Raw genomic sequence first — 24,868 nt, forward strand, 5'->3', positions numbered from 1 at the left:
GAAGATATGCAAAAAAACAGCTGCATAGGTTACCGGTTTCGAGCGCTCAGGCCGAGTTTCTTTATACAAACGGGCGTAATCGGTGGCTTTTTTGTTGCTCGATTTGTCTCCAACGGTAATACACAGCGTCTTAAATGCTCTAATCGCCCATCGCGTCTTACAGAAGAATCGTTGCTCACATGGATTTCAAACAGCTCTGGCTCAACGCCCAAGACCTCTGGGGTGCCCTCGAACAGCACCCGTTCCTGCAATCCGGCCTGGCGCTGATGCTGCTCTTGGTGATCGCGCTGGTCCTCGGACGAGTGGCGCGCTATCTGATCCTGCACGCCAGCCGCATGCTCGGCCGTCAGCCGGCCCTGCACTGGATCAACGATTTTCGCCACAACAAGGTGTTTCAGCGCCTGGCGCAGATGACGCCGTCGCTGGTGATCCAGTTTGGCCTGCACCTGGTGCCGGAACTGAGCAAAACCGCGATGACCTTCCTCGGCAACGTGGCGCTGTCGTTCACCATCCTGTTCCTGCTGCTGTCGGTCAGCGCCCTGCTCAATGCGCTGCTGGACATCTACGCACGCACCGAACACGCGCGCACCCGCTCGATCAAGGGCTATGTGCAACTGGCGAAAATGGTTCTGTACGTGTTCGGTGCGATCATCATCGTCGCCACGCTGATCGACCGTTCGCCGCTGTTGCTGCTCTCCGGTCTGGGTGCGATGTCGGCGGTGATTCTGTTGGTCTACAAGGACACCCTGCTGTCGTTCGTCGCCAGCGTGCAACTGACCAGCAACGACATGCTGCGCGTCGGCGACTGGATCGAAATGCCGCAAGTCGGCGCCGATGGCGACGTGGTCGATATCACCTTGCACACGGTCAAGGTGCAGAACTTCGACAAGACCATCGTCTCGATCCCGACCTGGCGCCTGATGTCCGAATCGTTCCGCAACTGGCGCGGCATGCAGCAGTCCGGTGGGCGACGGATCAAACGCAGCCTGTTCATCGACGCCAGCGGCGTGCGCTTCATCCGTGATGATGAAGAAGAAAAGCTCTCCCAGGTGCACCTGCTGACCGGTTACATGGCCCGCAAGAAAGCCGAGCTCAAGGCGTGGAACGAGGCGCAGGGCAATGTGGCGGCAATGTCGGCCAACCGCCGGCGCATGACCAACATCGGCACCTTCCGCGCTTACGCATTGGCCTATCTGAAGAGTCACCCGGAGGTACAGCCGAACATGACCTGCATGGTCCGCCAGATGCAGACCACCGCCCAGGGCATTCCGCTGGAGATCTACTGTTTTACCACCACCACGGTGTGGGCCGACTACGAGCGGATTCAGGGGGATATTTTCGATTATCTGCTGGCGGTGCTGCCGGAGTTCGGGTTGAGCCTGTATCAGCAGCCGAGTGGCGGGGATTTGCGGACGGGGTTGTTGCCGGCGGTGTTGGGGGCGGCGAGCATTCCCGAGCCGCAGAAACACCTCATGTAACCCACAGATCAGAACAGTGGGAGCGGGCTTGCTCGCGAAAGCGTCAGGTCAGTCAACATAATCGTTGAATGACGCACCGTTTTTCGCGAGCAAGCCCGCTCCCACAGGGGTTATGCGGTGGCTTGGGAATTGCGGATGCCCAACCGGCTGATCCACACTGCCGCCAGAATCACACTGCCGCCAAGCAACAACCTTCCCAGTTCCTCATGCTGATTCCAGATCAGCAGATTCAGCAGCAAGCCCACCGGCACATGCAGGTTGTTCATCACCGCCAGCGTGCCACCGTTGACCATGCACGCGCCCTTGTTCCACCAGTACATCCCCAGCGCCGTCGAGACCAGCCCGAGGAACAGCAACACGCCCCATTGCAGCGGCGCTTCGGGCAGGAAGTTGGCTTTGCCGAACAGCAGAAACGCCGGCAACACCACCGCCAGCGCGCCGAGGTAGAAGAAGCCGAAACGCCGGTAATGCGGCAGATCGCTTGGGTGTTTCGCCACCAGATGCTTGTACAACACCTGCCCGGCGGCGTAGGTGAAGTTGGCCAGTTGCAGCAGCAGGAAACCCATGAAGAAGTCCGGGTTGATGCTGTCGAAACGAATCACCGCCGCACCGCCCACCGCCACCAGCGCGGCGACCAGCGCCCAAGGGTTGAAGCGCCGGTTCAACGCATCTTCGATCAACGTCACGTGCAGTGGCGTGAGGATGGTGAACAGCAACACTTCCGGCACCGTCAGCACGCGGAAGCTCAGGTACAGGCAGACGTAGGTGATGCCGAACTGCAACGCGCCGATCAGCAGCATGCCGCGCATGAACGCCGGTTCTACCGAGCGCCAGCGGGTCAACGGAATGAACACCAGCCCGGCCAGCACCACACGCACCAGCACCGCGAAGTAGCTGTCGACGTGCCCCGCCAGGTACTCGCCGATCAGACTGAAGGAAAACGCCTGAATCAGCGTGACAAAAAGTAGATAGCCCATGCTCGCCTCTGTTTCGAATGGCGGCGACGATAGCGGTTTTTACGCCAGACCGCGAACCTCAGGCAACACTGAACCCTGTGGGAGCGGGCTTGCTCGCGAAAGCATCGTGTCAGTCGACGAATAGTTGACTGACACACCGCCTTCGCGAGCAAGCCCGCTCCCACAGGGGTTACACGTTGCTCAGATAATTGCAGGCAAAAAAAAGCCCGATCTCGCTAAAGCGTTCAATCGGGCTACAGCACTCAGGAGCAACAAGTGCAAAGGGAGGTTCGATGCGCGTAGGCCTTGAAGGGGTTGCGCCGGGTCACTAGAACAATCGGCGATTATCTGGGGATTAACCTGTCAAGCGACCTGGGACAGTTTGGCGTTGGCCTGATTCAGGCCCTTCTCCTGGAAATCGCCGCCCAGGTTCATGCCTTCGGCGTGAATGAACGTCACGTCGTGGATGCCGATGAAGCCCATGACTTGACGCAGGTACGGTTCCTGATGGTCGGCCGGGCCGCCGGCATAGATGCCGCCGCGAGCGGTGAGCACATAGGCACGCTTGCCGCTGAGCAGGCCTTGCGGGCCGGTTTCGGTGTACTTGAAGGTCACGCCGGCACGCAGCACGTGGTCGAGCCAGGCCTTGAGAGTGCTCGGGATCGCGAAGTTGTACATCGGCGCGGCCATCACCAGTACGTCGGCGGCGAGCAATTCATCGGTCAATTCGTTGGATCGATCCAGCGACGATTGTTCGTTGGCGTTGCGCTGCTCGGCGGGCTTCATCCAGCCGCCCAGCAGGTTGATGTCCAGGTGTGGAACGGGGTTCACGGCGAGGTCACGCACGGTGATCTGATCGTTGGGGTGCGCGGATTTCCACTGGCTGATGAAGGTCTGGGTCAGTTGACGGGAAACCGAGTCTTGCTGGCGGGCACTGCTTTCGATGATCAGAACGCGGGACATGGTGTGTAGCCTCCATCCGAGAATGTTGTAGGTCGATGGAATGGAGGTTAAACAGGGTTGCATCGATGAAAAAGCGCAAATAATTGCTGCAAAGCATCGAATAATTCGTTTAGATGCAGCTTGTACCCTGTGGGAGCGAGCTTGCTCGCGAAGGCGGTGTGTCATTCACCATTAATGTGTCTGGTACACCGCCTTCGCGAGCAAGCCCGCTCCCACAATAGAACGCGGTGTTATTTCGGGCTGCAGCTCAGGTCGATGCGCAGCCTGATGATCTCGCGGGAGAACTTGGCCGTGGCGTTCGTATGCTTGCGGGCCGGGATTTCGATGTTGCGCGTACGGGGTGCTTCCGGACCATTGTTGAATACGACTTTGCAGGTAGCGTCCACGTCGCCGTAGTTGGCGACCCGAATCGAGCCGATGTCCTTGTCGGTATCGTGGGTTTCGTAGTCGATCTTCAAGCCATTGAGGTTTTTCTGCACGTCGATCGGGTAAGCAAACGCCGTCAGCGGCAGCAGCGCCAGCAACACACAACAGAATTTTTTCATTCGCCAGTCTCCATGAGGGACGGCCAGCTTAGGACAAGAGGAGCTATTGATGAAAGCGCCCCGCGTGACCCTTGATCAATGGCGAACATTGCAAGCCGTGGTCGACCACGGCGGCTTCGCCCAGGCCGCCGAGGCCTTGCACCGTTCGCAATCGTCGGTGAGTTACACCGTCGCCCGCATGCAGGACCAGCTCGGTGTGCCGTTGCTGCGCATCGACGGACGTAAAGCGGTGCTCACCGAGGCTGGTGGCGTGCTGCTGCGCCGCTCGCGCCAACTGGTGAAACAGGCCAGCCAACTGGAAGACCTCGCCCACCACATGGAACAGGGCTGGGAAGCCGAAGTGCGGCTGGTGGTCGATGCCGCCTACCCGAGCGCACGCATCGTCCGCGCGCTGACCGCGTTCATGCCGCAGAGTCGCGGCTGCCGCGTGCGGCTGCGTGAAGAAGTATTGTCGGGGGTCGAGGAAGTCTTGCTCGAAGGGGTCGCCGATCTGGCGATCACCGGCCTGAGCATTCCCGGCTACCTCGGTGCGGAATTGAGCGACGTCGAGTTTGTCGCGGTCGCCCACCCGGATCACGCGCTGCATCGACTCAATCGAGAACTGAGCTTCCAGGATCTGGAAACCCAGATGCAGGTGGTGATTCGCGACTCCGGTCGCCAGCAGCCGCGCGACGTCGGCTGGCTTGGCGCCGAACAGCGCTGGACGGTCGGCAGTCTCGCCACCGCCGCCACGTTCGTCAGCAGCGGTCTGGGCTTCGCCTGGCTGCCTCGACACATGATCGAACGGGAATTGAAGGAAGGCACGCTCAAGCTGCTACCGTTGGATCAGGGCGGCAGCCGCAACCCGAGCTTCTATCTGTATTCGAACAAGGACAAACCGCTGGGCCCGGCAACACAGATCCTCATCGAACTGCTGCGCACCTTCGACACCTTGCCGCTGGACGCACCGTTCGCCGCCCCTGAACAAGCCTGACACGGAGTTCATCGATGGCCTATTTCGAGCACGAAGGTTGCAACCTGCACTACGAGGAATATGGCCACGGTTCGCCGTTGCTGCTGGTTCACGGGCTCGGTTCGAGCACGCTTGACTGGGAAATGCAGATCCCGGCGCTGTCGGCGCACTACCGGGTGATCGTTCCGGACATTCGCGGTCACGGTCGCTCGGACAAACCCCGCGAGCGCTACAGCATCGCCGGTTTCAGCGCAGACCTGCTGGCACTGATCGAACACTTGAACCTCGGCCCGGTGCACTATGCCGGGCTGTCGATGGGCGGGATGATCGGCTTTCAGTTTGGCGTCGATCAGCCGCACATGCTGAAAAGCCTGACCATCGTCAACAGCGCTCCCGAAGTCAAAATCCGCAGTCGCGACGACTATTGGCAGTGGTTCAAGCGCTGGAGTCTGATGCGCGTACTCAGCCTTGCGACCATCGGCAAGGCCTTGGGCAGCAAACTTTTTCCCAAGCCTGAGCAGGCCGAACTGCGGCAAAAAATGTCCGAGCGCTGGGCAAAAAACGACAAACGTGCTTATCTCGCCAGCTTCGACGCGATTGTTGGCTGGGGCGTTCAGGAACGACTTTCGAGAATTTCCTGTCCAACCCTCATCGTCAGCGCCGACCGTGACTACACACCCGTCGCGCTGAAAGAAACCTATGTAAAACTGCTGCCGAATGCGCGGCTGGTGGTGATCGCCGATTCACGCCACGCCACCCCGCTCGATCAACCCGAACGCTTCAATCAAACGCTGCTGGAGTTTCTTGCCGCAGCCGACACTCAATCTCAGGATCACTGACCCATGCTGAAAAAACTCGCCCTCGCCGCTGGTACTGTGCTGTTTGCCGCCAACCTGATGGCTGCCGCGCCTGCCAAAGCACCGCACGTGCTGCTGGACACCACCAACGGTCAGATCGAAATCGAACTGGATTCGGTCAAGGCGCCGATCAGTACCAAGAACTTTCTGGATTACGTCAACAGCGGCTTTTACACCAACACCATTTTCCACCGTGTGATCCCGGGCTTCATGGCTCAGGGCGGCGGTTTCACTCCACAGATGCAGCAGAAAGACACCAAGGCGCCGATCAAGAACGAACACAAAAACGGTCTGGCCAACGTCCGTGGCACCTTGTCCATGGCGCGCACCTCCGCACCTGATTCGGCGACCAGCCAGTTCTTCATCAACGTCAAGGACAACGATTTCCTCGACCAGGGTGATGGCTACGCCGTATTCGGCAAAGTGGTCAAAGGCATGGACGTGGTTGACGTCATCGTCAACTCGCAAACCACCACCAAAAGCGGCATGCAAAACGTGCCTGTCGACCCTGTGATCATCAAGTCGGCCAAAGTCATCGACTAAGCTGTACAGGGCGTATCGAGCGGCGCTGGCCTGACGCCACGCCGCTCACACCGATAAAAGGAGAGCCCGGCTTCCGGGCGGTTATCTGATGCTCTATCGCCGTTTCGAACAACTGATCGACATATTCCGCGACGCTCCGACGGCGTCCCCTCCAGATCGTGTCTGGCCCTTCTATACCTACTACCTGAGACAAGTCTGGCCGAGCTTCGCTGCTCTGCTGGTGGTTGGCCTGTTTGCCGCGTTGATCGAAGTGGCGCTGTTCAGTTACCTGAGCCGCATCATCGACCTCGCCCAAGGCACGCCCAACCCGAATTTCTTCAGCGACCACGCCCTCGAACTGACGTGGATGGTGGTGGTTGCGCTGGTGCTGCGGCCGATCTTTTTCGGCCTGCACGACCTGCTGGTGCATCAGACCCTGAGCCCGGGGATGACCAGCATGATCCGCTGGCAGAACCACAGTTACGTGCTCAAACAGAGCCTGAATTTCTTCCAGAACGACTTCGCCGGGCGTATCGCCCAACGCATCATGCAGACCGGCAACTCGCTGCGCGATTCGGCGGTGCAAGCGGTGGATGCGCTGTGGCATGTGGTGATCTACGCGATCAGTTCGCTGGTGCTGTTCGCCGAAGCCGACTGGCGCCTGATGATCCCGCTGCTGACGTGGATCGCTGCCTACATCGGCGCGCTTTACTACTTCGTGCCGCGGGTGAAAGAGCGTTCGGTGGAAGCTTCCGACGCACGCTCGAAACTGATGGGGCGGATCGTCGACGGCTACACCAACATCGCCACCCTGAAGCTGTTCGCCCACACCAATTTCGAACAGCACTACGCCAAGGAAGCCATCGAAGAACAGACGGTCAAGGCGCAGATGGCCGGCCGCGTGGTGACCAGCATGGACGTGGCGATCACCACAATGAACGGCCTGCTGATCGTCGGCACCACCGCGCTGGCGCTGTGGCTGTGGACGCAGTCGCTGATCACTGTCGGTGCTATCGCGCTGGCCACCGGTCTGGTGATTCGTATCGTCAATATGTCCGGCTGGATCATGTGGGTAGTCACCGGCATCTTCGAAAACATCGGCATGGTCCAGGACGGTCTGCAGACCATCTCGCAACCGGTCAGCGTCACTGATCGCGAACAGGCCAAACCGTTGGCCGTGGCCCGTGGCGAAGTGCGTTTCGAGCACGTGGATTTTCACTACGGCAAGAAGAAAGGCATCATCGGCGACCTCAACCTGACCATCAAACCGGGGGAGAAAATCGGTTTGATCGGGCCGTCCGGCGCCGGCAAATCGACCTTGGTCAACCTGCTGCTGCGCCTCTACGACGTCGAGGGCGGACGTATTCTGATCGATGGGCAGAATATCGCCGAAGTCGGCCAGGAAAGCCTGCGCGCACGCATCGGCATGATCACGCAGGACACCTCCCTGCTGCACCGCTCGATCCGCGACAACTTGCTGTATGGCAAGCCTGACGCCACCGACGCCGAGCTCTGGGACGCGGTGCACAAGGCCCGCGCCGACGAGTTCATTCCGTTACTGTCGGACGCTGAAGGTCGCACTGGTTTCGATGCGCACGTCGGCGAGCGCGGGGTGAAGCTGTCCGGCGGTCAGCGCCAGCGCATCGCGATTGCCCGGGTGTTGCTCAAGGACGCGCCGATCCTGATCATGGACGAAGCGACCTCGGCACTCGACTCGGAAGTGGAAGCGGCGATCCAGGAAAGCCTGGAAACCCTGATGCAAGGCAAAACCGTGATTGCCATTGCTCACCGCCTCTCGACCATCGCCCGTATGGATCGGCTGGTGGTGCTGGAAAACGGCAAGATCGCCGAGAGCGGCACCCACGCCGAACTGCTGGCGCATCGCGGCCTGTATGCGCGGTTGTGGGCGCACCAGACCGGAGGGTTTGTCGGAATCGATTGATTATTGGATCAATACAACTCCAATGTGGGAGGGGGCTTGCTCCCGAAAGCGGGGTGTCAGTACCGAACATTTGTCTGACACACCGCATTCGGGAGCAAGCCCCCTCCCACAATACATCGAGAACCGCCACAGGCCTCTAACCACGGGCTCTGGCGGTTTTTTCATGCCTGCTGGAAATCCATCCAAAGCCTGCTGTACTCAGCCAAGGTTCCAGCACGGAACCTGTCGTAAATCTGCAGGGAAGCACAACGCAATACAGTCTCGATAGCATGGGCTATCAAGGACTCTCTCATGTCTCTGTTCAAACGTTCAGTCACGGAGTTGTTGGGTACGTTCTGGCTGGTTCTGGGTGGCTGTGGCAGCGCGGTCATTGCAGCGTCTTCGCCGTTGGGCATTGGAGTGCTGGGGGTGGCCCTGGCGTTTGGTCTGACGGTGCTGACCATGGCTTTCGCCATCGGTCACATCAGTGGCTGTCACCTCAATCCTGCGGTGTCGGTCGGGTTGGTGGTCGGCGGGCGGTTTCCGGCGAGGGAGCTGCCGGCCTACATCATCGCCCAGGTAGTGGGCGGGATACTCGCCGCTGCCCTGCTCTACTACATCGCCAGTGGCAAGGAGGGTTTTGACATCGCCGCCGGCCTGGCCTCCAACGGTTACGGTGAGCACTCACCGGGCAAATACTCGATGGCGGCCGGGTTTGTCACCGAACTGGTGATGACCGGAATGTTCGTGATCATCATCCTCGGTGCCACCGACAAACGCGCCCCGGCGGGCCTCGCACCGATCGCCATCGGTTTGGGCCTGACGCTGATTCACCTGATCTCGATCCCGGTCACCAACACCTCGGTCAACCCGGCGCGCAGCACCGGCCCGGCGCTGATGGTCGGCGGCTGGGCGATCGCGCAGTTGTGGATGTTCTGGGTCGCGCCGCTGCTGGGCGCAGTGGTGGGCGGGACGCTTTATCGCTGGCTGGGTAAAGAGGACACCTGACACCACTGGAGATCCCCTGTGGGAGGGGGCTTGCTCCCGAATGCGCCGTGTCAGTCATATTTACTGCACTGACACACCGCATTCGGGAGCAAGCCCCCTCCCACATCAGGAAATCAGCCACGCTCAAGAATGAATGTCGGCGCCGATTAAAGGCGAACTCAGGTTTGGCGGTAGGGCAAGGCTGTTCTGGCTTCCTCGGCGTAGGCCAATACTCCGGCGCGCTCTTGCTGCAGGAAGTCTTTAACTGCGGCTTTCAATCCGGGATGGCGCAGGTAGTGCCACGAATGGGTGATGACCGGTTCAAAGCCGCGAATCAGCTTGTGCTCGCCCTGAGCGCCGGCATCAAAACGCAGGTATCCGTGGGCAATCGCATAATCCATGCCCTGATAGAAACACGTCTCGAAATGCAGCCGGTCAAACTCGGCCAGACACCCCCAGTAGCGCCCATAGAAGCTGTCGCCCCCGACCAGACTGAAGGCCATTGCCACCGGCCGTAAACCCTGTCTGGCGAAGACCACCCGAATCGCCTCCGGCATCCGCGCGGCCAGCAGGCTGAAGAACTCGCGCGTCAGATAGGGCGCCTGGCGGCGCACGGCGTAAGTGTTGGCATAGCAGGCGTAGACAAAATCCCATTGCGACTCGTCCAGCTCGCGCCCCGTCAACCATTCGAACTCGAAGCCCTGCCCCGCCACCTGTTCGCGTTCCTTGCGCATCTGCTTGCGCTTGCGCGAACTGAGCACGTCGAGAAAATCCTGGAAGTCTCGGTAACCGCGATTCTGCCAGTGATACTGACAGCCGATACGCTGCAGCCAGCCCGGCTGCTCGGCCATGGCGGCGTCGGTGAAGGGGTCGGTGAAATTGATGTGCGCGCTGGAAAGCGCTTCGATTTCCAGATAGCCCGGCAGGCTCTTGAGCAGTTCGAATCCATCCTCGACATTCGCCGCCAACAGTCTCGGGCCGCTGACCGGACTGAACGGCACCGCCGTCAGCAGTTTGGGGTAGTAATCGATGCCGGCCCGGGCGCAGGCATCGGCCCAGCCGTGATCGAACACGTACTCACCGTAGGAATGCCACTTGCGGTAACTGGGTAACGCGGCGATCAACCGACCGCCTTCAACGTGCAGCAGATGCTCGGCTTGCCAACCCGTGTGCGGGCCAACGCTGCCGCTGTCTTCAAGGGCCGAGAGAAAGGCGTGCCGCAGGAACGGCTGGGTCTCGGGCACCAGTGCATCCCAGGTCGCAGGGGCGATTTCTGACAGGCTTTGCAGGCGTTGCAACGGCATCAACTGACTCTCCACTTCCGGGCATCAAAGCCCCGCGAGTATCGCTTATCGCTGCCCTTTGCACACGAGCATTCGGACGACAGCGCTCTAGATCAATAGTTCACGACACCTTTGTATCGTCATCGACATGACATCACTTAGCCACTGCTCTGTCATAAACCATCGCGATACTCGCTCCTGTTTTTAGAGCGCCGGGTTCTACCCGGACACTGTTTTCCGACGTGCGCGTCGGTGTGCCCAGGATGGTTCAGCCATCCCCTCTCATCTTCGGAGATTGCTATGCGTCTTGCTTCCACAAAAACTGCGGCGGCCTTGTGCGGTGGCCTGTTGCTGGCCATGAGTGTTCCGGCCAGTGCCGCAGTCGACGCCAAACTGCTCGACATGCTCAAGGCTAACGGTTCCATCACCCAGGCGCAGTACATCGAACTGCAAACCGAACTGGCCCAGGATCAGAAGGCTCAGCAAATCGCGCAGCAGGCGCAGCAAGAGACCAACGAGCAAATCGCGGCGACCGCGAAGAAAACCAACGAACTGAGCTCCTTCGACCAGAAACTTGCCTGGGCCGCCAAGACCCAGTTCAAGGGTGACGTGCGTTTCCGTCAGGAGACCGTCAAGAACGATGGCGTGCCGAACAGCAAGGACCAGGACCGTCAGCGCATTCGTGCCCGTCTGGGTGCCTACACCGAAATCAACCCACAGGTGGACACCGGTATCCGTATCGCCACCGGCAGCAGCGACGACGCCCGCTCCACCAACCAGGACCTGAACAACTACTTCGACAAGAAGCAGATCTGGCTCGACCAGGGTTACGTCGACTACCACCCTGACGCAATCAAGAACCTGCACCTGATCGCCGGTAAAATGAACCAGCCGTGGGTGAGCATGGGCGACATCATCTGGGACAGCGACATCAACCCGGAAGGTCTGGCCGTCACCTACAAGTACCCGCTGAACGGCAGCACCGAGCTGTTCGGCAGCGCCGGCCACTACACCCTCAAGGACAACGTCGACGGCGAAGGCGTGCAGTTCAAGCACGACCTGCGTCTGTACGCTGGCCAGTTGGGCGGTCGCTTCGCACTGACCGACAGCCTGAAACTGACCCTGGGCGGCAGCCTCTATTCCTACGACAATGACAAGGACAGCGCCTGCCCGACCACCGGCACCGTCACTGCGCCATGTGCCTTGGCCGTCAACGGCAACAGCCCGAACGAAACCTTCAAACTGTATGAAGGTTTTGGTCAACTGGACATCGCCAACCTGCCAGTGCCGCTGTCGATCTACGGTCAGTACGTCAACAACAAAGACGCCAGCAACGACCAGGACACTGGCTGGCTGGCCGGCGTCAAGACCAAGGTTTATGGCTTCGGGATCGACTACAACTACCGCGACGTACAGCGTAACGCGGTGGTGGGTGCCTTCACCGACTCCGACTTCGCCAACGGCTACACCGGTTCGCGCGGCAGCAAGTTGAAAGTCAGCTACGAGCTGGACAAGAACTTCACCCTGGGCGCCACCTACTTCATGGCCAACTCGGACTACACCAACGCCAGCCTGAAGAAGACCGACTCCGACATCAATACGCTGCAACTGGATGCCGAAGCCAAGTTCTAAAACGCGTCACCCTCTAGCCTGACGCGGGCGGAACGATCCCCATCATCCGTTCGTTTCGTCCCGCGCCGGGCTATTTTTATCTTACCTGTGGCGAGGGAGCTTGCTCCCGCCGGATTGCAAAGCAGTCCTCTGCTTCTAAGTAAAGCGAGGGCCGCTTCACGACCCAGCGGGAGCAAGCTCCCTCGCCACAATGGTTCAGCGCCTACAGAAGACTATCTTTTCGGCGTTGCTCGGCCAGGCGTTCGGCCAGCGCGTCCACACCCTCTTGCGGTTTCTCCGGCAGCGCCTTCAGGGTCGCTTGCATCAAACGCATCTGACGAATGAACCGCCGACAGTTCGGGCAGAACATCAGGTGATGGCGCACCAGCAGTTTCTCGCGAAAGCTCAACTGGCCATCGAGATAATCGCTGGAGCGCGCTACTTGTTCCTTGCAGGTCAGCATTCGCCGGTCTCCTCAAAATGCTCCACCGTGGCGAAGACTTTCAGCCGCGCACGATGCAGCAGCACACGGACATTGGAGAGCGAGATCTCCAGAAGATTACAGATCTCTTCCAGTTCCAGACCCTGACGTTCGCGCAGCAGCAACACGCTGCTTTGCAGTTCCGACAGGCTGAGCAAGGTGTGCTCCAGGCAATCACGCAGTTCGCTTTCGGTGAGCAAGGCTTCCGGGGTGTCCTGATGCCAGGCGAACGGCGCCACCAGCCAATGGCCGTCACCAGGAGAGAAGCGATCGTCGTCGATGGTGCCGTGGGGTGACGGCAGATCGTCCATCAACACTTCGCGGCGGTTTTGTTTGTAACGGCTTTTGGCAGAATTGGCGGTGATGGTCAGCAGCCAGGTCTTGAGACTGGAACGCCCCTCAAAGCTGCCGATATGGCGTACCACCGAAAGCCAGGCGTCCTGCACCACTTCTTCGACATGGCGCTGACCGACAATCGCGTAAGCCACGGCGCGCATGGCGCTCTGGTAGGTGCTGACCAGTTCCTTGAAAGCCTTTTGCTCACCCGCGAGCAGACGTTCGAGCAGCTGGGTGTCGTCGGTTGCGGCCATGCACGCCTCGTTTGCAAATACCGATTAACGTTAACGCACTCGACCCTGTGGCGAGCGAGCTTGCTCGCGCTCGGCTGCGCAGCAGTCGCAAAACCGGCGATTGCGGTTCTTCAGCAAGACCGCAATCGCCGGTTTTGGCAGCGCTACGCACTCCAGCGGGAGCAAGCTCCCTCGCCACGAGGGCTGATGACTCAGCGTTTGCGCAGAATCACGCTACCGATCGAGTAACCGGCGCCGAACGAGCTCAATACCGCCAGCGAACCGCTGGCCAGATCGTCCTGATATTTGTGGAAGGCAATCACCGACCCGGCAGAGCTGGTGTTGGCGTAGGTGTCGAGAATCACCGGCGCTTCTTCTTCGGTGGCTTCACGGCCCAGCAGCTTGCGCACGATCAGGTGGTTCATGCTCAGGTTGGCCTGGTGCAGCCAGAAGCGCTTGACGTCGCCGACGTTGAGTTTGTTCTCCTCCAGGTGCTCACCGATCAGTTCGGCGACCATCGGGCAGACGTCCTTGAACACCTTGCGGCCTTCCTGCACGAACAGCTTGTCGCGGGCGCCGATGCCCTCTTCCGCCGCGCGGTTGAGGAAGCCGAAGTTGTTGCGGATGTTGTTGGAGAACTTGGTCAGCAGTTTGGTGCTGACCACGTCGAACTGGTACGGGGAAGTCGCCAGGTCGGCACGCTCGATGATCACCGCCGTCGCGGCGTCACCGAAGATGAAGTGGCTGTCGCGGTCACGGAAGTTCAGGTGACCGGTGCAGACTTCCGGGTTGACCATCAGGATCGCCCGGGCCTGGCCCAGTTGCACGCTGTTGGCCGCGGCCTGGATGCCGAAGGTCGCCGAGGAGCAGGCCACGTTCATGTCGAAACCGAAACCCTGAATGCCCAGCGCTTCCTGGACTTCGATGGCGATGGCCGGATAAGCGCGTTGAAGATTGGAGCAGGCGACGATCACGCCGTCGATGTCGGCAGCGGTCTTGCCGGCACGTTGCAGCGCCTGTTCGGCGGCGCCGATAGCCATCTGGCACAGGACCGACCATTCGTCGTTGGAACGCTCCGGCAGGCGTGGGGCCATGCGCGCAGGATCAAGGATGCCGTCCTTGTCCATGACAAAGCGGCTCTTGATGCCCGAGGCTTTTTCGATGAATGCAGCACTGGATTCGGTCAGCGCCTGGACTTCACCGCTGGCGATGGCGTCGGCGTTGTCGGCGTTGAACTGCGCAACATAGGTATTGAAAGACTGCACCAGCTCTTCGTTGGAGATGCTGTTGGCCGGGGTGTACAGGCCGGTGCCGCTGATGACGACGTTATGCATGGTCGTTTCTCTAATCTGTTCAGGCAGAAAGCGCTGGCACCGACGTACCAACACACAAAGGGTCTATTCCCGTCCGGGGACGCTGACCTGGCATCTTTTAGTCCGATCCGCGAACTCGCCAAAGGCTCTGGGTCGCGAAAACGGCATTTATGGTCGCGAAGTTTGCCATAAACCCAAGGTTTTGGCGCCTTTCTCAAGCACAACCCCATTTCCCTGTAGGAGTGAGCGTGCTCGCGATTGCGGTGTGTCAGTCACCGTAATACTGACTGACACACCGCAATCGCGAGCAGGCTCACTCCTACAAGGGATTGTGTAAGGCTCACTGTCAGGCCTCGACCTGACTCCACTGCTTGCTCAGCCGTTTGTCCGAGATCGGTGCTTTCGTCCCCAACTGCTGGGCGAACAGCGACACCCGGTATTCCTCCAGCCACCAGCGGTACAGCTCCAGCTGTGGATCGCGTTTGCCTTCCTGCGCATGCTTGGCGGCGCGGGTCTGGTATTGCGTCCAGAGGCCGGCCAGTTCGCCGCTCCAGACTCGATCTTTCTGCACCTGCGCACCGAGTTTCTCGAAACGCTGCTCGACCGCCTTCAGGTAGCGCGGCAACTCCTTGAGCCATTGCATCGGCGTTTCCCGGACGAAACCCGGATACACCAAGTTGCTGATTTGCTGCTTGATGTCATTCAGCGCCACAGCCTGAGCCAGATCGATCTTGCCCTTGAAGCGTTTTTGCAGGCCGTGCCACAGCTTGAGGATCTCCAGCGTCAGCCGCGCCACGCGCTCGGCGTGTTCGGTCCAGCTGCCGCGCTTGCGTTCGGCCAATGCCGCCAGCCCGGCGCCGTCACGGGGCAACGGGTCTTCGCCTTCCAGGATGCAGCTGTCGAGGCTGGCCAGCAAAATGTCTTCGACCAGCGCATCGACCCGGCCCAGCTCGCGATAGAGCAGGCCCAGCTCAGTGATGCCCGGCAATTTGCTGCGCAGGAACTTCGCCGGTTCCGCCAGTTGCTGCAGCAGCAGCCGCTGCAAGGCGCGGCGATGCTGGAACTCGGCTTCGGCCGGGGTCGAGAAGCGCCCTTCCTTGACTGTGCCGCCCTCTTCCACCAGCGCCGGATAGACCGTCATCGACAGTCCGGCAATCTTCTGCTGGGTCTTTTCCGCCACCGGGGCGAAGACCTTGGCCTCCACCGGTTGCTGACTTTTCGCACTCTGCGGCACTGCCAAAGCCGCCTGGCTGGCTTCGGCAAACCGTGCGGTCAGCTCGGCCAGATCGCGGCCCTCGCCAAGGAACTTGCCCTGGCCGTCGACGATTTCCAGGTTCATCCGCAGATGGCTTTCGACCTGCTGCGCGGCTTCCGCCCACGCCTCATCGCTGACCCGCGCGCCAGTCATGCGCAACAGTTCGCGACCCAGCGCTTGCGGCAATGAACCTTCAGCGAAGGTCATGCGCTGCAAGGCAGCCTTGATGAAGTCCGGCACCGGCACGAAGTTCTTACGCAGGGCTTTTGGCAGGTTGCGTACCAGGGCAATGCACTTGGCCTCGATCAGCCCCGGCACCAGCCATTCCAGGCGTTCCGGCGGCAGCATCGGCAGCAGCGGCGCCGGCACGCGCAGGGTCACGCCGTCGCGCGGGTGATTGGGTTCGAAGTGGTAGCTGAGCGCCAGTTCCAGATCGCCAATGTGCAGCGTGTCCGGGTAGTCGCGCGCGGTGACTTCACTGGCCTCGCGGGCCAGCACGTCTTCTTCGCGCATGATCAGCAGTTGCGGGTCTTTCTGGCTGTTGACCCGATACCAGCTGTCGAAGGTCGCGGTCTGGTGAATCTCCGCCGGCAAGCGCGCATCGTAGAACGCGTACAGGGTTTCTTCGTCGGCAAGAATATCGCGGCGCCGAGCCTTGGCCTCCAGCTCGTCGAGCTGTTCGAGCAACTGCTTGTTGGCGGTCAGGCACTTGGCTTTCGACTGAATCTCGCCACGCACCAGGCCTTCGCGGATAAACAGCTCGCGCGAGACCTGCGGATCCACCGGGCCGTAATGCACCGGGCGGCGACCGACCACGATCAGCCCGAACAGGGTGATCTGCTCGTAGGCCACGACCTGGCCGCGCTTCTTCTCCCAGTGCGGTTCGAAGTGATTTTTCTTGATCAGGTGCCCGGCCAGCGGCTCGATCCAGTCGGCGTCGATCTTGGCAACCATGCGCGCGTAGAGCTTGGTGGTTTCCACCAGCTCGGCGGTCATCAGCCATTGCGGACGCTTCTTGCCGATGCCCGACGACGGGTGAATCCAGAAGCGCCGCTGACGGGCGCCGAGGTAATCGCCGTCCTCGGTTTTCTGGCCGATCTGGCTGAGCAGGCCGACCAGCACGGCTTTGTGCAGTTTCGGGTAATCCGCTGGCTCCTTGTTGAGGCTCAACTGCATGTCGCGGCAGATCAGACTCAACTGGCGATGGGAATCACGCCACTCGCGCAGGCGCAGGTAATTGAGGAAATTCTTCCGGCACCAGTTGCGCAGCGGGCTGGCGGTCAGCGCCTGGCGTTGCTCTTCAAAACCACGCCACAGATTGACCAGTCCGGCGAAGTCCGAATCGGGATCTTTCCATTGTGCGTGGGCCTGATCCGCGGCTTGCTGACGCTCCGGCGGACGCTCGCGCGGGTCCTGAATCGACATGGCACTGGCGACGATCAGCACTTCCTGCAGGCTGCCGAGCTTGGCCGCTTCGAGCAGCATGCGGCCCATGCGCGGGTCCACCGGCAGGCGCGCCAACTGGCGACCGAGCGGGGTCAGTTGACTGTTGCGATCCACCGCCGAAAGCTCTTGCAGCAGATTGAAACCGTCGCTGATCGCCTTGCCGTCCGGCGGCTCGATGAACGGGAACGCGGTGATCTCGCCGAGGCGCAGGTGCAGCATCTGCAAGATCACGGCGGCGAGGTTGGTACGCAGAATTTCCGGATCGGTGAATTCCGGGCGACCGAGGAAATCTTCCTCGCTGTATAGGCGCACACAGATCCCCGGCTCGACCCGGCCGCAGCGACCTTTACGCTGATTGGCGCTGGCCTGGGAAATCGCTTCGATCGGCAGGCGCTGCACCTTGGCGCGATAGCTGTAGCGACTGATGCGCGCGGTGCCGCTGTCGATCACGTAACGGATGCCCGGCACGGTCAACGAAGTCTCGGCGACGTTGGTTGCCAGCACCACGCGCCGCCCCGGATGCGACTGGAAAATCCGCTGCTGCTCCGCCGGCGACAGGCGCGCGTACAGCGGCAGGATTTCGGTGTGCTTGAGTTGGGCTTTGCGCAGCATGTCGGCGGCGTCGCGAATCTCGCGCTCGCCGGGCAGGAACACCAGCACATCGCCGGGGCTGCGGCGCTCGCTGCGCTCATAGGCGGCGATTTCGTCAAGGGTGGCGAGGATCGCCTGATCCACGGTCAGGTCGTCCTCGACGCGGTTGCCCTCTTCGTCCTGCTCCAGGGTCAGCGGGCGATACCAGGTGTCCACCGGGAAAGTCCGCCCGGACACCTCGACAATCGGCGCATCATCGAAATGCTTGGAGAAGCGCTCCAGATCGATGGTTGCCGAGGTGATGATGACCTTCAGATCCGGGCGACGCGGCAGCAGGGTTTTCAGGTAACCGAGCAGGAAGTCGATGTTCAGGCTGCGTTCGTGGGCTTCGTCGACGATGATCGTGTCGTAGCGCTCGAGGTAGCGATCGTTCTGGGTTTCCGCCAGCAGGATGCCGTCAGTCATCAGTTTGATCAGGGTGTTGGAATCGCTCTGATCTTCGAAGCGCACCTGATAGCCGACCAGCGAACCCAGCGGTGTGCCGAGTTCTTCGGCCACCCGGCTGGCGACACTGCGCGCAGCGATTCGGCGCGGCTGTGTATGACCGATCAGACCATGCTGGCCGCGACCGATTTCCAGGCAGATTTTCGGCAACTGGGTGGTTTTACCCGAGCCGGTTTCGCCGGCGATGATCAGGACCTGATGCTTCTCCAGCGCAGCCTTGATCTCATCGCGCTTGGCGGCAATCGGCAGGCTGTCGTCGTAACGAATCACCGGCAGGCTGGCACGGCGCGCCAGCACCTGATCGCAGGACGCCTGCATGCGCGCCACCCACTGGGCCAGCTTGGCCTCGTCGGGTTTCTTGCGCAGCTCGAGCAACTGCCGCCGCAGCCGGTGACGGTCGGCGAGCATGGCGTGATCGAGGTTTTTCAGCAGTTTGTCGATGGAGGGCGATTCGTCGGTCATCGGGTACGCAATTCGGTCGTCTGTTTATGCAGGGGGGCGATTGTCGCAGATTTGCATCACTGAACACGACTGCGAGGTGCTCTTGTGGCGAGGGGATTTATCCCCGATCGGCTGCGCAGCAGCCGCCGACCGGATATGAAAGTCAATCTGAAGCGTCTGAGTTGAATGGTTTTTGGGGGGGTGCTTCGCACCCCATCGGGGATAAATCCCCTCGCCACAAGATAAATCCCCTCACCACACTGTGTTCACTTGGGAGTTATTCGTTATCGAGGCCTTTACGCCGATAAGGAAACACATCGATGACTTTCCCCGCCCGAATCGCCTCCTGCAATCCCTTCCAGTAATCAGCGTTATACAACTCGCCATGCAACTTATCGAACAGTTTGCGCTGCGCGGCATCGGCGAACAAGAACGGCGGAAACTCTTCCGGGAACACATCCAGCGGCCCGATCGAGTACCACGGTTCCGAGGCCATTTCGTCTTCGGGGGTGCGCGGCGCGGGGATGTGGCGGAAGTTGGCTTCAGTCAGAAAGCAGATTTCGTCGTAGTCGTAGAACACCACCCGGCCGTGACGAGTGACGCCGAAGTTCTTCAGCAGCATGTCGCCGGGGAAGATGTTGGCCGCCGCCAGTTGCTTGATCGCCAGGCCGTAATCCTCCAGCGCTTCGCGCACCTGGGCTTCGTTGGCGTTGTCCAGATAAAGGTTGAGCGGGGTCATGCGACGCTCGGTCCAGCAGTGGCGAATCAGCACCGTATCGCCTTCGACCGAGACCGTCGACGGCGCGACCTCGAGCAATTCTTCCAGGCAGGCCGGATCGAACTTGCTCAGCGGGAAACGGAAGTCGGCGAACTCCTGGGTATCGGCCATGCGCCCGACCCGGTCGACGCTTTTCACCAGTCGGTACTTCTCGATCACCGTCGCCCGGTCGACGTTTTTCGACGGCGAGAAACGGTCCTTGATGATCTTGAACACGGTGTTGAAGCCCGGCAGGGTAAACACGCTCATGACCATCCCGCGCACGCCGGGGGCCATGATGAACTGGTCGTCGGTGTTGGCCAGATGATTGATCAGCGCCCGGTAGAACTCGGATTTGCCGTGCTTGTAGAAACCGATCGAGGTGTACAGCTCGGCGATGTGCTTGCCCGGCAGAATGCGCCGCAGGAAGCCGATGAACTCCGCCGGCACCGGCACATCGACCATGAAATACGAGCGGGTGAAGGAGAAGATGATCGACACATCGGCTTCGTCGGTGATCAGCGCATCGATCTGAATCCCGCGACCCTCACGGTGCAGCAGCGGAATCACCAACGGCCACTGCTCGTCACGGGTGTAGATGCGCCCGACCAGGTACGCGCCCTTGTTGCGGTACAGCACCGAGGAGAACAGTTCGACGCTCAGCTCCGGATCCTTGCACACCCAGTCCGGCAGGTTCTCGCGCAACTGTGCTTCGAGGCGCTGCAGGTCGCCGGGCAGATCGGCGTAATCCTCGCTGAAGCGATAGTCGGCAAAAATGCTGGCGAGCATCGACGACAGCTGCCCTTGCGGCTTGTAGGTGCGGGTTTGCGCAGCGCGGGCGCGGCGCAGGCTCGGCCGGGTGGTGTGGATGAACATGCAGCCGTCGCTGATCAGGTCGTGGCTGAACAGCCCGCAGAAGATCGAGTTGTACCAGGTCTCGGACAGCTCATCGTCGAAGCGTAGGTCGATAAGGCTGATGTAGGCGCTTTTCACCAGCGGCCAACTGCTGACATTCATCAGCGTCTCATCGTCGAAATGCTCGCGCAGGCGGGCGATGGTTTCACCGACCTTTTCTTCGTAGAGGTTGATCCGCGCCGCCGACGCGGTCTGCGCCTCCTGCCAGCGTGCCTGCTCGAAGCGCTCGCGGGCGCCGTCGGTAATCCGCCGGAAATGCTCGCGGTAATCGTCAAAGCCATCGAGGATCATGCGGGCGATGTCGGCGGCTGGCCATTGCTGCGGCATAGATGAGACCTCTGCGTGCATGTGGAAATCTGTGCCTGAGCTTAGCCACGGATGCACGCGCAGGAGAAGTGCAATTTCTGCCAAATGCGCGTCAGCGTTGTACAGCGACACAGTTTTTATCAAAGTTTTTTCAGATGACCGTTCGGTCAATTAATCACTCGTTCGGTCTGCTCGGCATTCCCGCGCCAGACCGCGAATTCTCTGGCTTTCGGATCCAATCACCAGGTCAGGCCTCTGGCTTGCGGCTTTGCCCCTGTTGGCAATTGCGGGGCAGGAGAGCGTACCGATTGGTCTTACCAAAATAGTGGCACTTTGATATACAGCCCGCCAGCACCCGCCCCACAACAAGATCCTCGGCCCACGAGGACGACCTCTCCCCCATAGATCAAGGAGCACTTTGATGTCTATCCGCAATCTGCGCATCGGTTTGCGCGCTGGTTTGAGTTTTGCCGTGCTGGCCGGTCTGCTGGTGATCGTTGGCCTGTTCGGCCTGGGTCAAATGAAAACCCTGCGTGAAAGCGCCGCGGTCATCGAAGAATCGTGGATGCCGAGTATCGAAAGCATTCATGACGCCGCAGCGAATATCGCCAGCATCCGCCTCGAATCTCTGCGCCTGATCACCAGCACCCAACCGGCCGTGCGTGAGCGCAGCAAAGGTCTGATCCAGGTGCAGCGCGAAGAATTGCTCAAGCGCCTCAAAAGCCATGAAGCCTTACTCGCCAGCGATCAGGAACGCGTGATGCTCGACGGTTTGAACGCCGACATCACCCGGTACCTGAGCATTCTCGACCAGATCATCAGCCAGATTGACGCTGGGCAAAACGAACAGGCCTACAACCGCCTGAACAATGATCTGGCCCCGCAGGGCAAAGTGCTCGACAAGACTCTGGAGCAGATGATCAGCCTTAACCAGCAGGGCGCCGAAGCCGCCGCCCGGGCCGCGGCTGCGATGTACCAGCGAGCGGTGTGGATTGTCGCGACGATCATCGTTGTCGCCCTGATCGCCACCCTGCTGCTCGCCTGGCTGCTGACCCGCAGCATCACTACACCGATCAATCAGGCGCTGAACGTCGCGCAAAAAATTGCCGCCGGCGATCTCAGCGGCCAGATCGCCGACAACGGTCGCGATGAGACGGCGCAGTTGCTCACGGCCCTCGCCGAGATGCAAGGCAATCTGCGCTCGACCATCCGGGGCATCAGCGAATCGGCGCAACAACTGGCCTCCGCCGCCGAGGAAATGAGTTCGGTGATGGAACAGAGCACCCGTGGCCTGCAACAGCAAAACGACCAGATCGAGCAGGCCGCCACGGCCGTCACGGAAATGAGTACGGCAGTGGATGAAGTCGCCGCCAACGCGGTGTCCAGTGCCGAGGCGTCCGAAGCCTCGAACGAGGACAGCAAGCACGGACATGTGCAGGTCAGCGAGACCATCAGCTCGATTCAGGAACTGGTTGGCGCAGTACTCGGCGCCTCCGAGCAAGCCGAAGGCCTGGCCACGCAGGCCCAGGACATCAGCAAGGTGCTGGAGGTGATTCGCGGCATCGCCGGGCAGACCAACCTGCTGGCGCTCAACGCTGCCATCGAAGCGGCGCGCGCCGGTGAAGCCGGACGCGGCTTTGCGGTGGTCGCCGATGAAGTGCGCTCGCTGGCACAACGCACGCAGAACTCCACCGAAGAAATCGAGTTGATGATCAGCAGTATCCAACAAGGCACCGGTGCTACCGTCGGTGCGCTGCAAAGCAGTGCCGAGCAGGCCAGCCACACGTTGCGCCGGGCCAACAGTGCCGGTCAGGCACTGGAGAAAATCACCGCGTCGATTTCGCAGATCAACCAGCGCAACCTGGTAATCGCCAGTGCCGCCGAACAACAGGCGCTGGTGGCGCGTGAGGTTGATCAGAATCTGGTGACCATCCGTGACCTCTCGACCCAGACCGCCGCCGGCGCCACCCAGACCTCTGCCGCCAGTCAGGAACTGTCACGGCTGGCGATCGACCTCAATGGTCTGGTGACGCGTTTCGTGCTCTGAGTGCGAAATTAAATGCCCGATTAGCGGTTGCCATCGTCGGGGCGCTCGGCAACACTCTCGTCCCCATCAAGGAAGGAGTACCCACCGTGAGCCCTGTCGATATCTTTCGTTTGTTGTCGCTGGCAGCGATCTGGGGTGCGAGCTTTCTGTTCATGCGCATCATCGCCCCGGTGATCGGCACCATTCCCACCGCGTTCTTTCGCGTGTCGATTGCGGCTGTAGGGCTGCTGGTGATTCTCGGCCTGATGCGCATCAGTTGGGATTTCAAGGGCAAGCTGAAAACGGTGATGCTGCTGGGGGTGATCAACTCGGGGATTCCGGCGACGCTGTACTCGGTCGCGGCCCAAGTGTTGCCGGCCGGTTACTCGGCCATCTTCAACGCCACCACGCCATTGATGGGTGTGTTGATTGGCGCGTTGTTTTTCAGTGAAAAGCTCACCGCGGCCAAATTTGGCGGCGTATTCCTCGGCCTGTTCGGCGTCGGCGTATTGACCCGCGCCGGTCCCGTGGCGTTCGATCTGCAACTGCTGATGGGCGCCCTCGCCTGCCTGCTCGCCACCACCTGCTACGGCTTTGCCGGGTTCCTGACGCGACGCTGGCTGGATCATGCCGGTGGCCTCGACAGCCGGCTTTCGGCCGTGGGCAGCATGCTCGGCGCGACGTTGTTCCTGTTGCCGTTGTTCGGCTACAGCGTGATCACGCAGCCCCCGGCGAGCTGGGGTGGCTGGAGTGTCTGGCTGTCGCTGCTGGGCCTGGGCCTGGGTTGCACCGCGTTCGCCTACATCATTTATTTCCGCCTGATGAGTTCGATCGGCCCGGTGAAGTCGATGACCGTGACCTTCATGATCCCGCCGTTCGGTGTGTTGTGGGGGGCGCTGTTGCTGGATGAGCCATTGTCGATGGCGCATGTTTATGGCGGGGTGTTGATTGCGCTGGCGTTGTGGTTGGTGTTGAAGCCTGCGGTGGTGAAGCCCGCTGCCGTAACCGTCCGCTGATTTGCGGCGTTAACAAGTCAGTCTTCGCGAGCAAGCCCGCTCCCACAGGAGGAATGCATTCCAATGGTGGGAGCGGGCTTGCTCGCGAAGAGGCCGGCCCAGACACTGAAAATGCCCGGGTTGGCCTGAAGGTTTTCAAGCAGTTTTACGGAATACAAACGCCAGCCCGACAATGATCAACAGCATCCCCAGCACACTCAACGCCGCCAGACGATTACCGAAAATCAGGAAGTCCATCACCGCCGTCACCGCTGGCACCAGATAGAACAGACTGGTGACATTCACCAGATTGCCGCGGGCGATCAGGCGATACAGCAACAGCGTCGCCAGCACCGACACCACCAGCCCCATCCACAACACCGGCACGATGAAGCCTGCGTTGTGTTCAAAGTGGAACGGCTGAAACGGCACAAAGATCCCGCACAACAACAGCCCGGCCAGGTACTGCACCGGCAGCGTACCGAGGGGATTGTCGGTGATGCGTTTCTGCATGATCGAGCCGAGGGTCATGCTCGCCAGCGCCAGCAGACCGAACAGCATCCCTGCCCAGGACATCCCCGCCAGCCCGATCCCCTGATAAACCACCATGATCAACCCGGCCAGCCCCAGCGCCAGACCGAACATCCGGCTCGCCGAGCGCTGGCGCTCCATCAACACCACGGTGAGGATCGGCTGTACGCCCATGAGGGTCGCCATCACCCCCGGCGTGACTTTGGTGTTGAGCGCCAGCAGATAGAAAATCTGATACGCCCCCAACAACACCACGCCCGTAGCCAGCGCAAACAGCATCGGCCGACCGCCCTTGGGCAGCTTCAACTTGAGCAGCGGCGCCAACAGCAGCAACCCACACAGGGCGATCACAAAGCGAATCAGCAGAAAGGCAAAGGGCGAAGCGTGGGCCAGCCCCCATTTGGAGAAGATCGCCCCGCTGCTCCACAGCAGAACGAACAGGCTCGTGGACGTCGCCGCAAGCGCGGATTTTTTCGAAAGGACAAACATGAATACCACCTGTAGTCAGGCCAATAGCCAACTCAGCCGAAGCTGAAATTCAGTAGTTGTTCTGGCGGGCGCAGGGGTCAGCAAAGATTGCCGATCAGCCCGAAACGCCAACGCCCGGCGGTGATACGACTGCGCACACCGGCGTGCTACTGACAGGTGGAGGGTAATGACTGA

19 protein-coding genes are annotated in these 24,868 nt (G+C 60.6%); 9 read left to right on the forward strand and 10 right to left on the reverse strand.

Annotated elements, in window-relative coordinates:
- Positions 1 to 179: 179 nt before the first annotated feature.
- On the forward strand, positions 180 to 1,478 hold the full coding sequence (locus JFU48_RS29530; RefSeq protein WP_201138463.1) for a mechanosensitive ion channel family protein: 1,299 nt from the start codon (positions 180 to 182) through the stop codon (positions 1,476 to 1,478).
- A 110-nt stretch (positions 1,479 to 1,588) separates the two neighbouring features.
- Here JFU48_RS29530 and JFU48_RS29535 read toward each other — a convergent pair whose 3' ends face one another.
- The 3 genes from JFU48_RS29535 to JFU48_RS29545 all read right to left on the reverse strand — a co-directional run bounded on the left by JFU48_RS29535 (position 1,589) and on the right by JFU48_RS29545 (position 3,942).
- Positions 1,589 to 2,455: a carboxylate/amino acid/amine transporter gene (locus JFU48_RS29535; RefSeq protein ID WP_103484443.1), complete on the reverse strand. Its 867-nt coding sequence runs from the start codon at positions 2,453 to 2,455 to the stop codon at positions 1,589 to 1,591.
- 342 nt (positions 2,456 to 2,797) lie between these two features.
- On the reverse strand, positions 2,798 to 3,397 hold the full coding sequence (locus JFU48_RS29540) for an FMN-dependent NADH-azoreductase (protein WP_103484442.1): 600 nt from the start codon (positions 3,395 to 3,397) through the stop codon (positions 2,798 to 2,800).
- A 230-nt stretch (positions 3,398 to 3,627) separates the two neighbouring features.
- Positions 3,628 to 3,942 carry a 3-phosphoglycerate kinase gene (locus JFU48_RS29545; RefSeq protein WP_201138464.1) on the reverse strand — a complete coding sequence of 105 codons (315 nt, stop codon included), beginning with the start codon at positions 3,940 to 3,942 and terminating at the stop codon, positions 3,628 to 3,630.
- A gap of 49 nt (positions 3,943 to 3,991) precedes the next feature.
- On the opposite strand from JFU48_RS29545, the gene JFU48_RS29550 reads away from it, so the two are divergent.
- The 5 genes from JFU48_RS29550 to aqpZ all read left to right on the forward strand — a co-directional run bounded on the left by JFU48_RS29550 (position 3,992) and on the right by aqpZ (position 9,202).
- Entirely contained in the window at positions 3,992 to 4,915 is a 924-nt protein-coding gene (locus tag JFU48_RS29550; RefSeq protein WP_025110609.1) for a LysR family transcriptional regulator, read from the forward strand.
- A 14-nt stretch (positions 4,916 to 4,929) separates the two neighbouring features.
- Positions 4,930 to 5,733 (forward strand): alpha/beta fold hydrolase, encoded by an 804-nt coding sequence (locus tag JFU48_RS29555; RefSeq protein WP_201138465.1) that lies wholly within the window; start codon positions 4,930 to 4,932, stop codon positions 5,731 to 5,733.
- Positions 5,734 to 5,736: 3 nt separating this feature from the next.
- A complete protein-coding gene (locus tag JFU48_RS29560; protein ID WP_201138466.1) occupies positions 5,737 to 6,294 on the forward strand; it encodes a peptidylprolyl isomerase in 558 nt (185 codons plus the stop codon).
- Positions 6,295 to 6,382: 88 nt separating this feature from the next.
- Entirely contained in the window at positions 6,383 to 8,215 is a 1,833-nt protein-coding gene (locus JFU48_RS29565) for an ABC transporter ATP-binding protein (protein WP_003222671.1), read from the forward strand.
- A gap of 291 nt (positions 8,216 to 8,506) precedes the next feature.
- Positions 8,507 to 9,202 (forward strand): aquaporin Z, encoded by a 696-nt coding sequence (gene aqpZ / locus JFU48_RS29570; RefSeq protein WP_201138467.1) that lies wholly within the window; start codon positions 8,507 to 8,509, stop codon positions 9,200 to 9,202.
- Between the two features lie 158 nt (positions 9,203 to 9,360).
- On the opposite strand, the gene JFU48_RS29575 is transcribed toward aqpZ, so the two are convergent.
- Entirely contained in the window at positions 9,361 to 10,485 is a 1,125-nt protein-coding gene (locus JFU48_RS29575; RefSeq protein ID WP_201138468.1) for a GNAT family N-acetyltransferase, read from the reverse strand.
- A gap of 279 nt (positions 10,486 to 10,764) precedes the next feature.
- On the opposite strand from JFU48_RS29575, the gene JFU48_RS29580 reads away from it, so the two are divergent.
- Positions 10,765 to 12,096, forward strand: coding sequence for a putative porin (locus JFU48_RS29580; protein ID WP_103522308.1), 1,332 nt, complete (start codon positions 10,765 to 10,767; stop codon positions 12,094 to 12,096).
- Between the two features lie 202 nt (positions 12,097 to 12,298).
- Here the strand turns inward: JFU48_RS29580 and JFU48_RS29585 are convergent, their stop codons facing one another.
- The 5 genes from JFU48_RS29585 to aceK form a co-directional block, all read right to left on the reverse strand.
- Positions 12,299 to 12,538, reverse strand: coding sequence for an anti-sigma factor family protein (locus tag JFU48_RS29585; RefSeq protein WP_003222664.1), 240 nt, complete (start codon positions 12,536 to 12,538; stop codon positions 12,299 to 12,301).
- Positions 12,532 to 13,146: an RNA polymerase sigma factor gene (locus tag JFU48_RS29590; protein ID WP_003222662.1), complete on the reverse strand. Its 615-nt coding sequence runs from the start codon at positions 13,144 to 13,146 to the stop codon at positions 12,532 to 12,534. The genes JFU48_RS29585 and JFU48_RS29590 overlap by 7 nt, the downstream gene beginning before the upstream one ends.
- 191 nt (positions 13,147 to 13,337) lie before the next feature.
- Positions 13,338 to 14,459 (reverse strand): beta-ketoacyl-ACP synthase III, encoded by a 1,122-nt coding sequence (locus JFU48_RS29595; RefSeq protein ID WP_003222661.1) that lies wholly within the window; start codon positions 14,457 to 14,459, stop codon positions 13,338 to 13,340.
- A 325-nt stretch (positions 14,460 to 14,784) separates the two neighbouring features.
- Entirely contained in the window at positions 14,785 to 18,696 is a 3,912-nt protein-coding gene (hrpA, locus tag JFU48_RS29600) for an ATP-dependent RNA helicase HrpA (protein WP_201138469.1), read from the reverse strand.
- A 256-nt stretch (positions 18,697 to 18,952) separates the two neighbouring features.
- Entirely contained in the window at positions 18,953 to 20,674 is a 1,722-nt protein-coding gene (aceK, locus tag JFU48_RS29605) for a bifunctional isocitrate dehydrogenase kinase/phosphatase (RefSeq protein WP_201138470.1), read from the reverse strand.
- Between the two features lie 400 nt (positions 20,675 to 21,074).
- Between aceK and JFU48_RS29610 the strand changes: the two genes are divergently transcribed.
- Positions 21,075 to 22,700, forward strand: a complete 1,626-nt coding sequence (locus JFU48_RS29610) for a methyl-accepting chemotaxis protein (protein ID WP_201138471.1) — start codon at positions 21,075 to 21,077, stop codon at positions 22,698 to 22,700.
- Between the two features lie 86 nt (positions 22,701 to 22,786).
- Positions 22,787 to 23,695 (forward strand): DMT family transporter, encoded by a 909-nt coding sequence (locus tag JFU48_RS29615; protein ID WP_103484433.1) that lies wholly within the window; start codon positions 22,787 to 22,789, stop codon positions 23,693 to 23,695.
- 135 nt (positions 23,696 to 23,830) lie between these two features.
- On the opposite strand, the gene JFU48_RS29620 is transcribed toward JFU48_RS29615, so the two are convergent.
- Positions 23,831 to 24,694 (reverse strand): DMT family transporter, encoded by an 864-nt coding sequence (locus JFU48_RS29620; protein WP_201138472.1) that lies wholly within the window; start codon positions 24,692 to 24,694, stop codon positions 23,831 to 23,833.
- Positions 24,695 to 24,868 lie beyond the last annotated feature (174 nt).

The sequence above is a fragment of the Pseudomonas sp. TH49 genome (assembly GCF_016650625.1).
Taxonomy (GTDB): domain Bacteria; phylum Pseudomonadota; class Gammaproteobacteria; order Pseudomonadales; family Pseudomonadaceae; genus Aquipseudomonas; species Aquipseudomonas fluorescens_H.

Excerpts from the sequence above, each read along its gene's own strand:
- JFU48_RS29530 (WP_201138463.1), top strand. The coding sequence starts at position 180 with ATGGATTTCAAACAGCTCTGGCTCAACGCCCAAGACCTCTGGGGTGCC.
- JFU48_RS29535 (WP_103484443.1), bottom strand. The coding sequence starts at position 2,455 with ATGGGCTATCTACTTTTTGTCACGCTGATTCAGGCGTTTTCCTTCAGT.
- JFU48_RS29540 (WP_103484442.1), bottom strand. The coding sequence starts at position 3,397 with ATGTCCCGCGTTCTGATCATCGAAAGCAGTGCCCGCCAGCAAGACTCG.
- JFU48_RS29545 (WP_201138464.1), bottom strand. The coding sequence starts at position 3,942 with ATGAAAAAATTCTGTTGTGTGTTGCTGGCGCTGCTGCCGCTGACGGCG.
- JFU48_RS29550 (WP_025110609.1), top strand. The coding sequence starts at position 3,992 with ATGAAAGCGCCCCGCGTGACCCTTGATCAATGGCGAACATTGCAAGCC.
- JFU48_RS29555 (WP_201138465.1), top strand. The coding sequence starts at position 4,930 with ATGGCCTATTTCGAGCACGAAGGTTGCAACCTGCACTACGAGGAATAT.
- JFU48_RS29560 (WP_201138466.1), top strand. The coding sequence starts at position 5,737 with ATGCTGAAAAAACTCGCCCTCGCCGCTGGTACTGTGCTGTTTGCCGCC.
- JFU48_RS29565 (WP_003222671.1), top strand. The coding sequence starts at position 6,383 with ATGCTCTATCGCCGTTTCGAACAACTGATCGACATATTCCGCGACGCT.
- aqpZ (WP_201138467.1), top strand. The coding sequence starts at position 8,507 with ATGTCTCTGTTCAAACGTTCAGTCACGGAGTTGTTGGGTACGTTCTGG.
- JFU48_RS29575 (WP_201138468.1), bottom strand. The coding sequence starts at position 10,485 with ATGCCGTTGCAACGCCTGCAAAGCCTGTCAGAAATCGCCCCTGCGACC.
- JFU48_RS29580 (WP_103522308.1), top strand. The coding sequence starts at position 10,765 with ATGCGTCTTGCTTCCACAAAAACTGCGGCGGCCTTGTGCGGTGGCCTG.
- JFU48_RS29585 (WP_003222664.1), bottom strand. The coding sequence starts at position 12,538 with ATGCTGACCTGCAAGGAACAAGTAGCGCGCTCCAGCGATTATCTCGAT.
- JFU48_RS29590 (WP_003222662.1), bottom strand. The coding sequence starts at position 13,146 with ATGGCCGCAACCGACGACACCCAGCTGCTCGAACGTCTGCTCGCGGGT.
- JFU48_RS29595 (WP_003222661.1), bottom strand. The coding sequence starts at position 14,459 with ATGCATAACGTCGTCATCAGCGGCACCGGCCTGTACACCCCGGCCAAC.
- hrpA (WP_201138469.1), bottom strand. The coding sequence starts at position 18,696 with ATGACCGACGAATCGCCCTCCATCGACAAACTGCTGAAAAACCTCGAT.
- aceK (WP_201138470.1), bottom strand. The coding sequence starts at position 20,674 with ATGCCGCAGCAATGGCCAGCCGCCGACATCGCCCGCATGATCCTCGAT.
- JFU48_RS29610 (WP_201138471.1), top strand. The coding sequence starts at position 21,075 with ATGTCTATCCGCAATCTGCGCATCGGTTTGCGCGCTGGTTTGAGTTTT.
- JFU48_RS29620 (WP_201138472.1), bottom strand. The coding sequence starts at position 24,694 with ATGTTTGTCCTTTCGAAAAAATCCGCGCTTGCGGCGACGTCCACGAGC.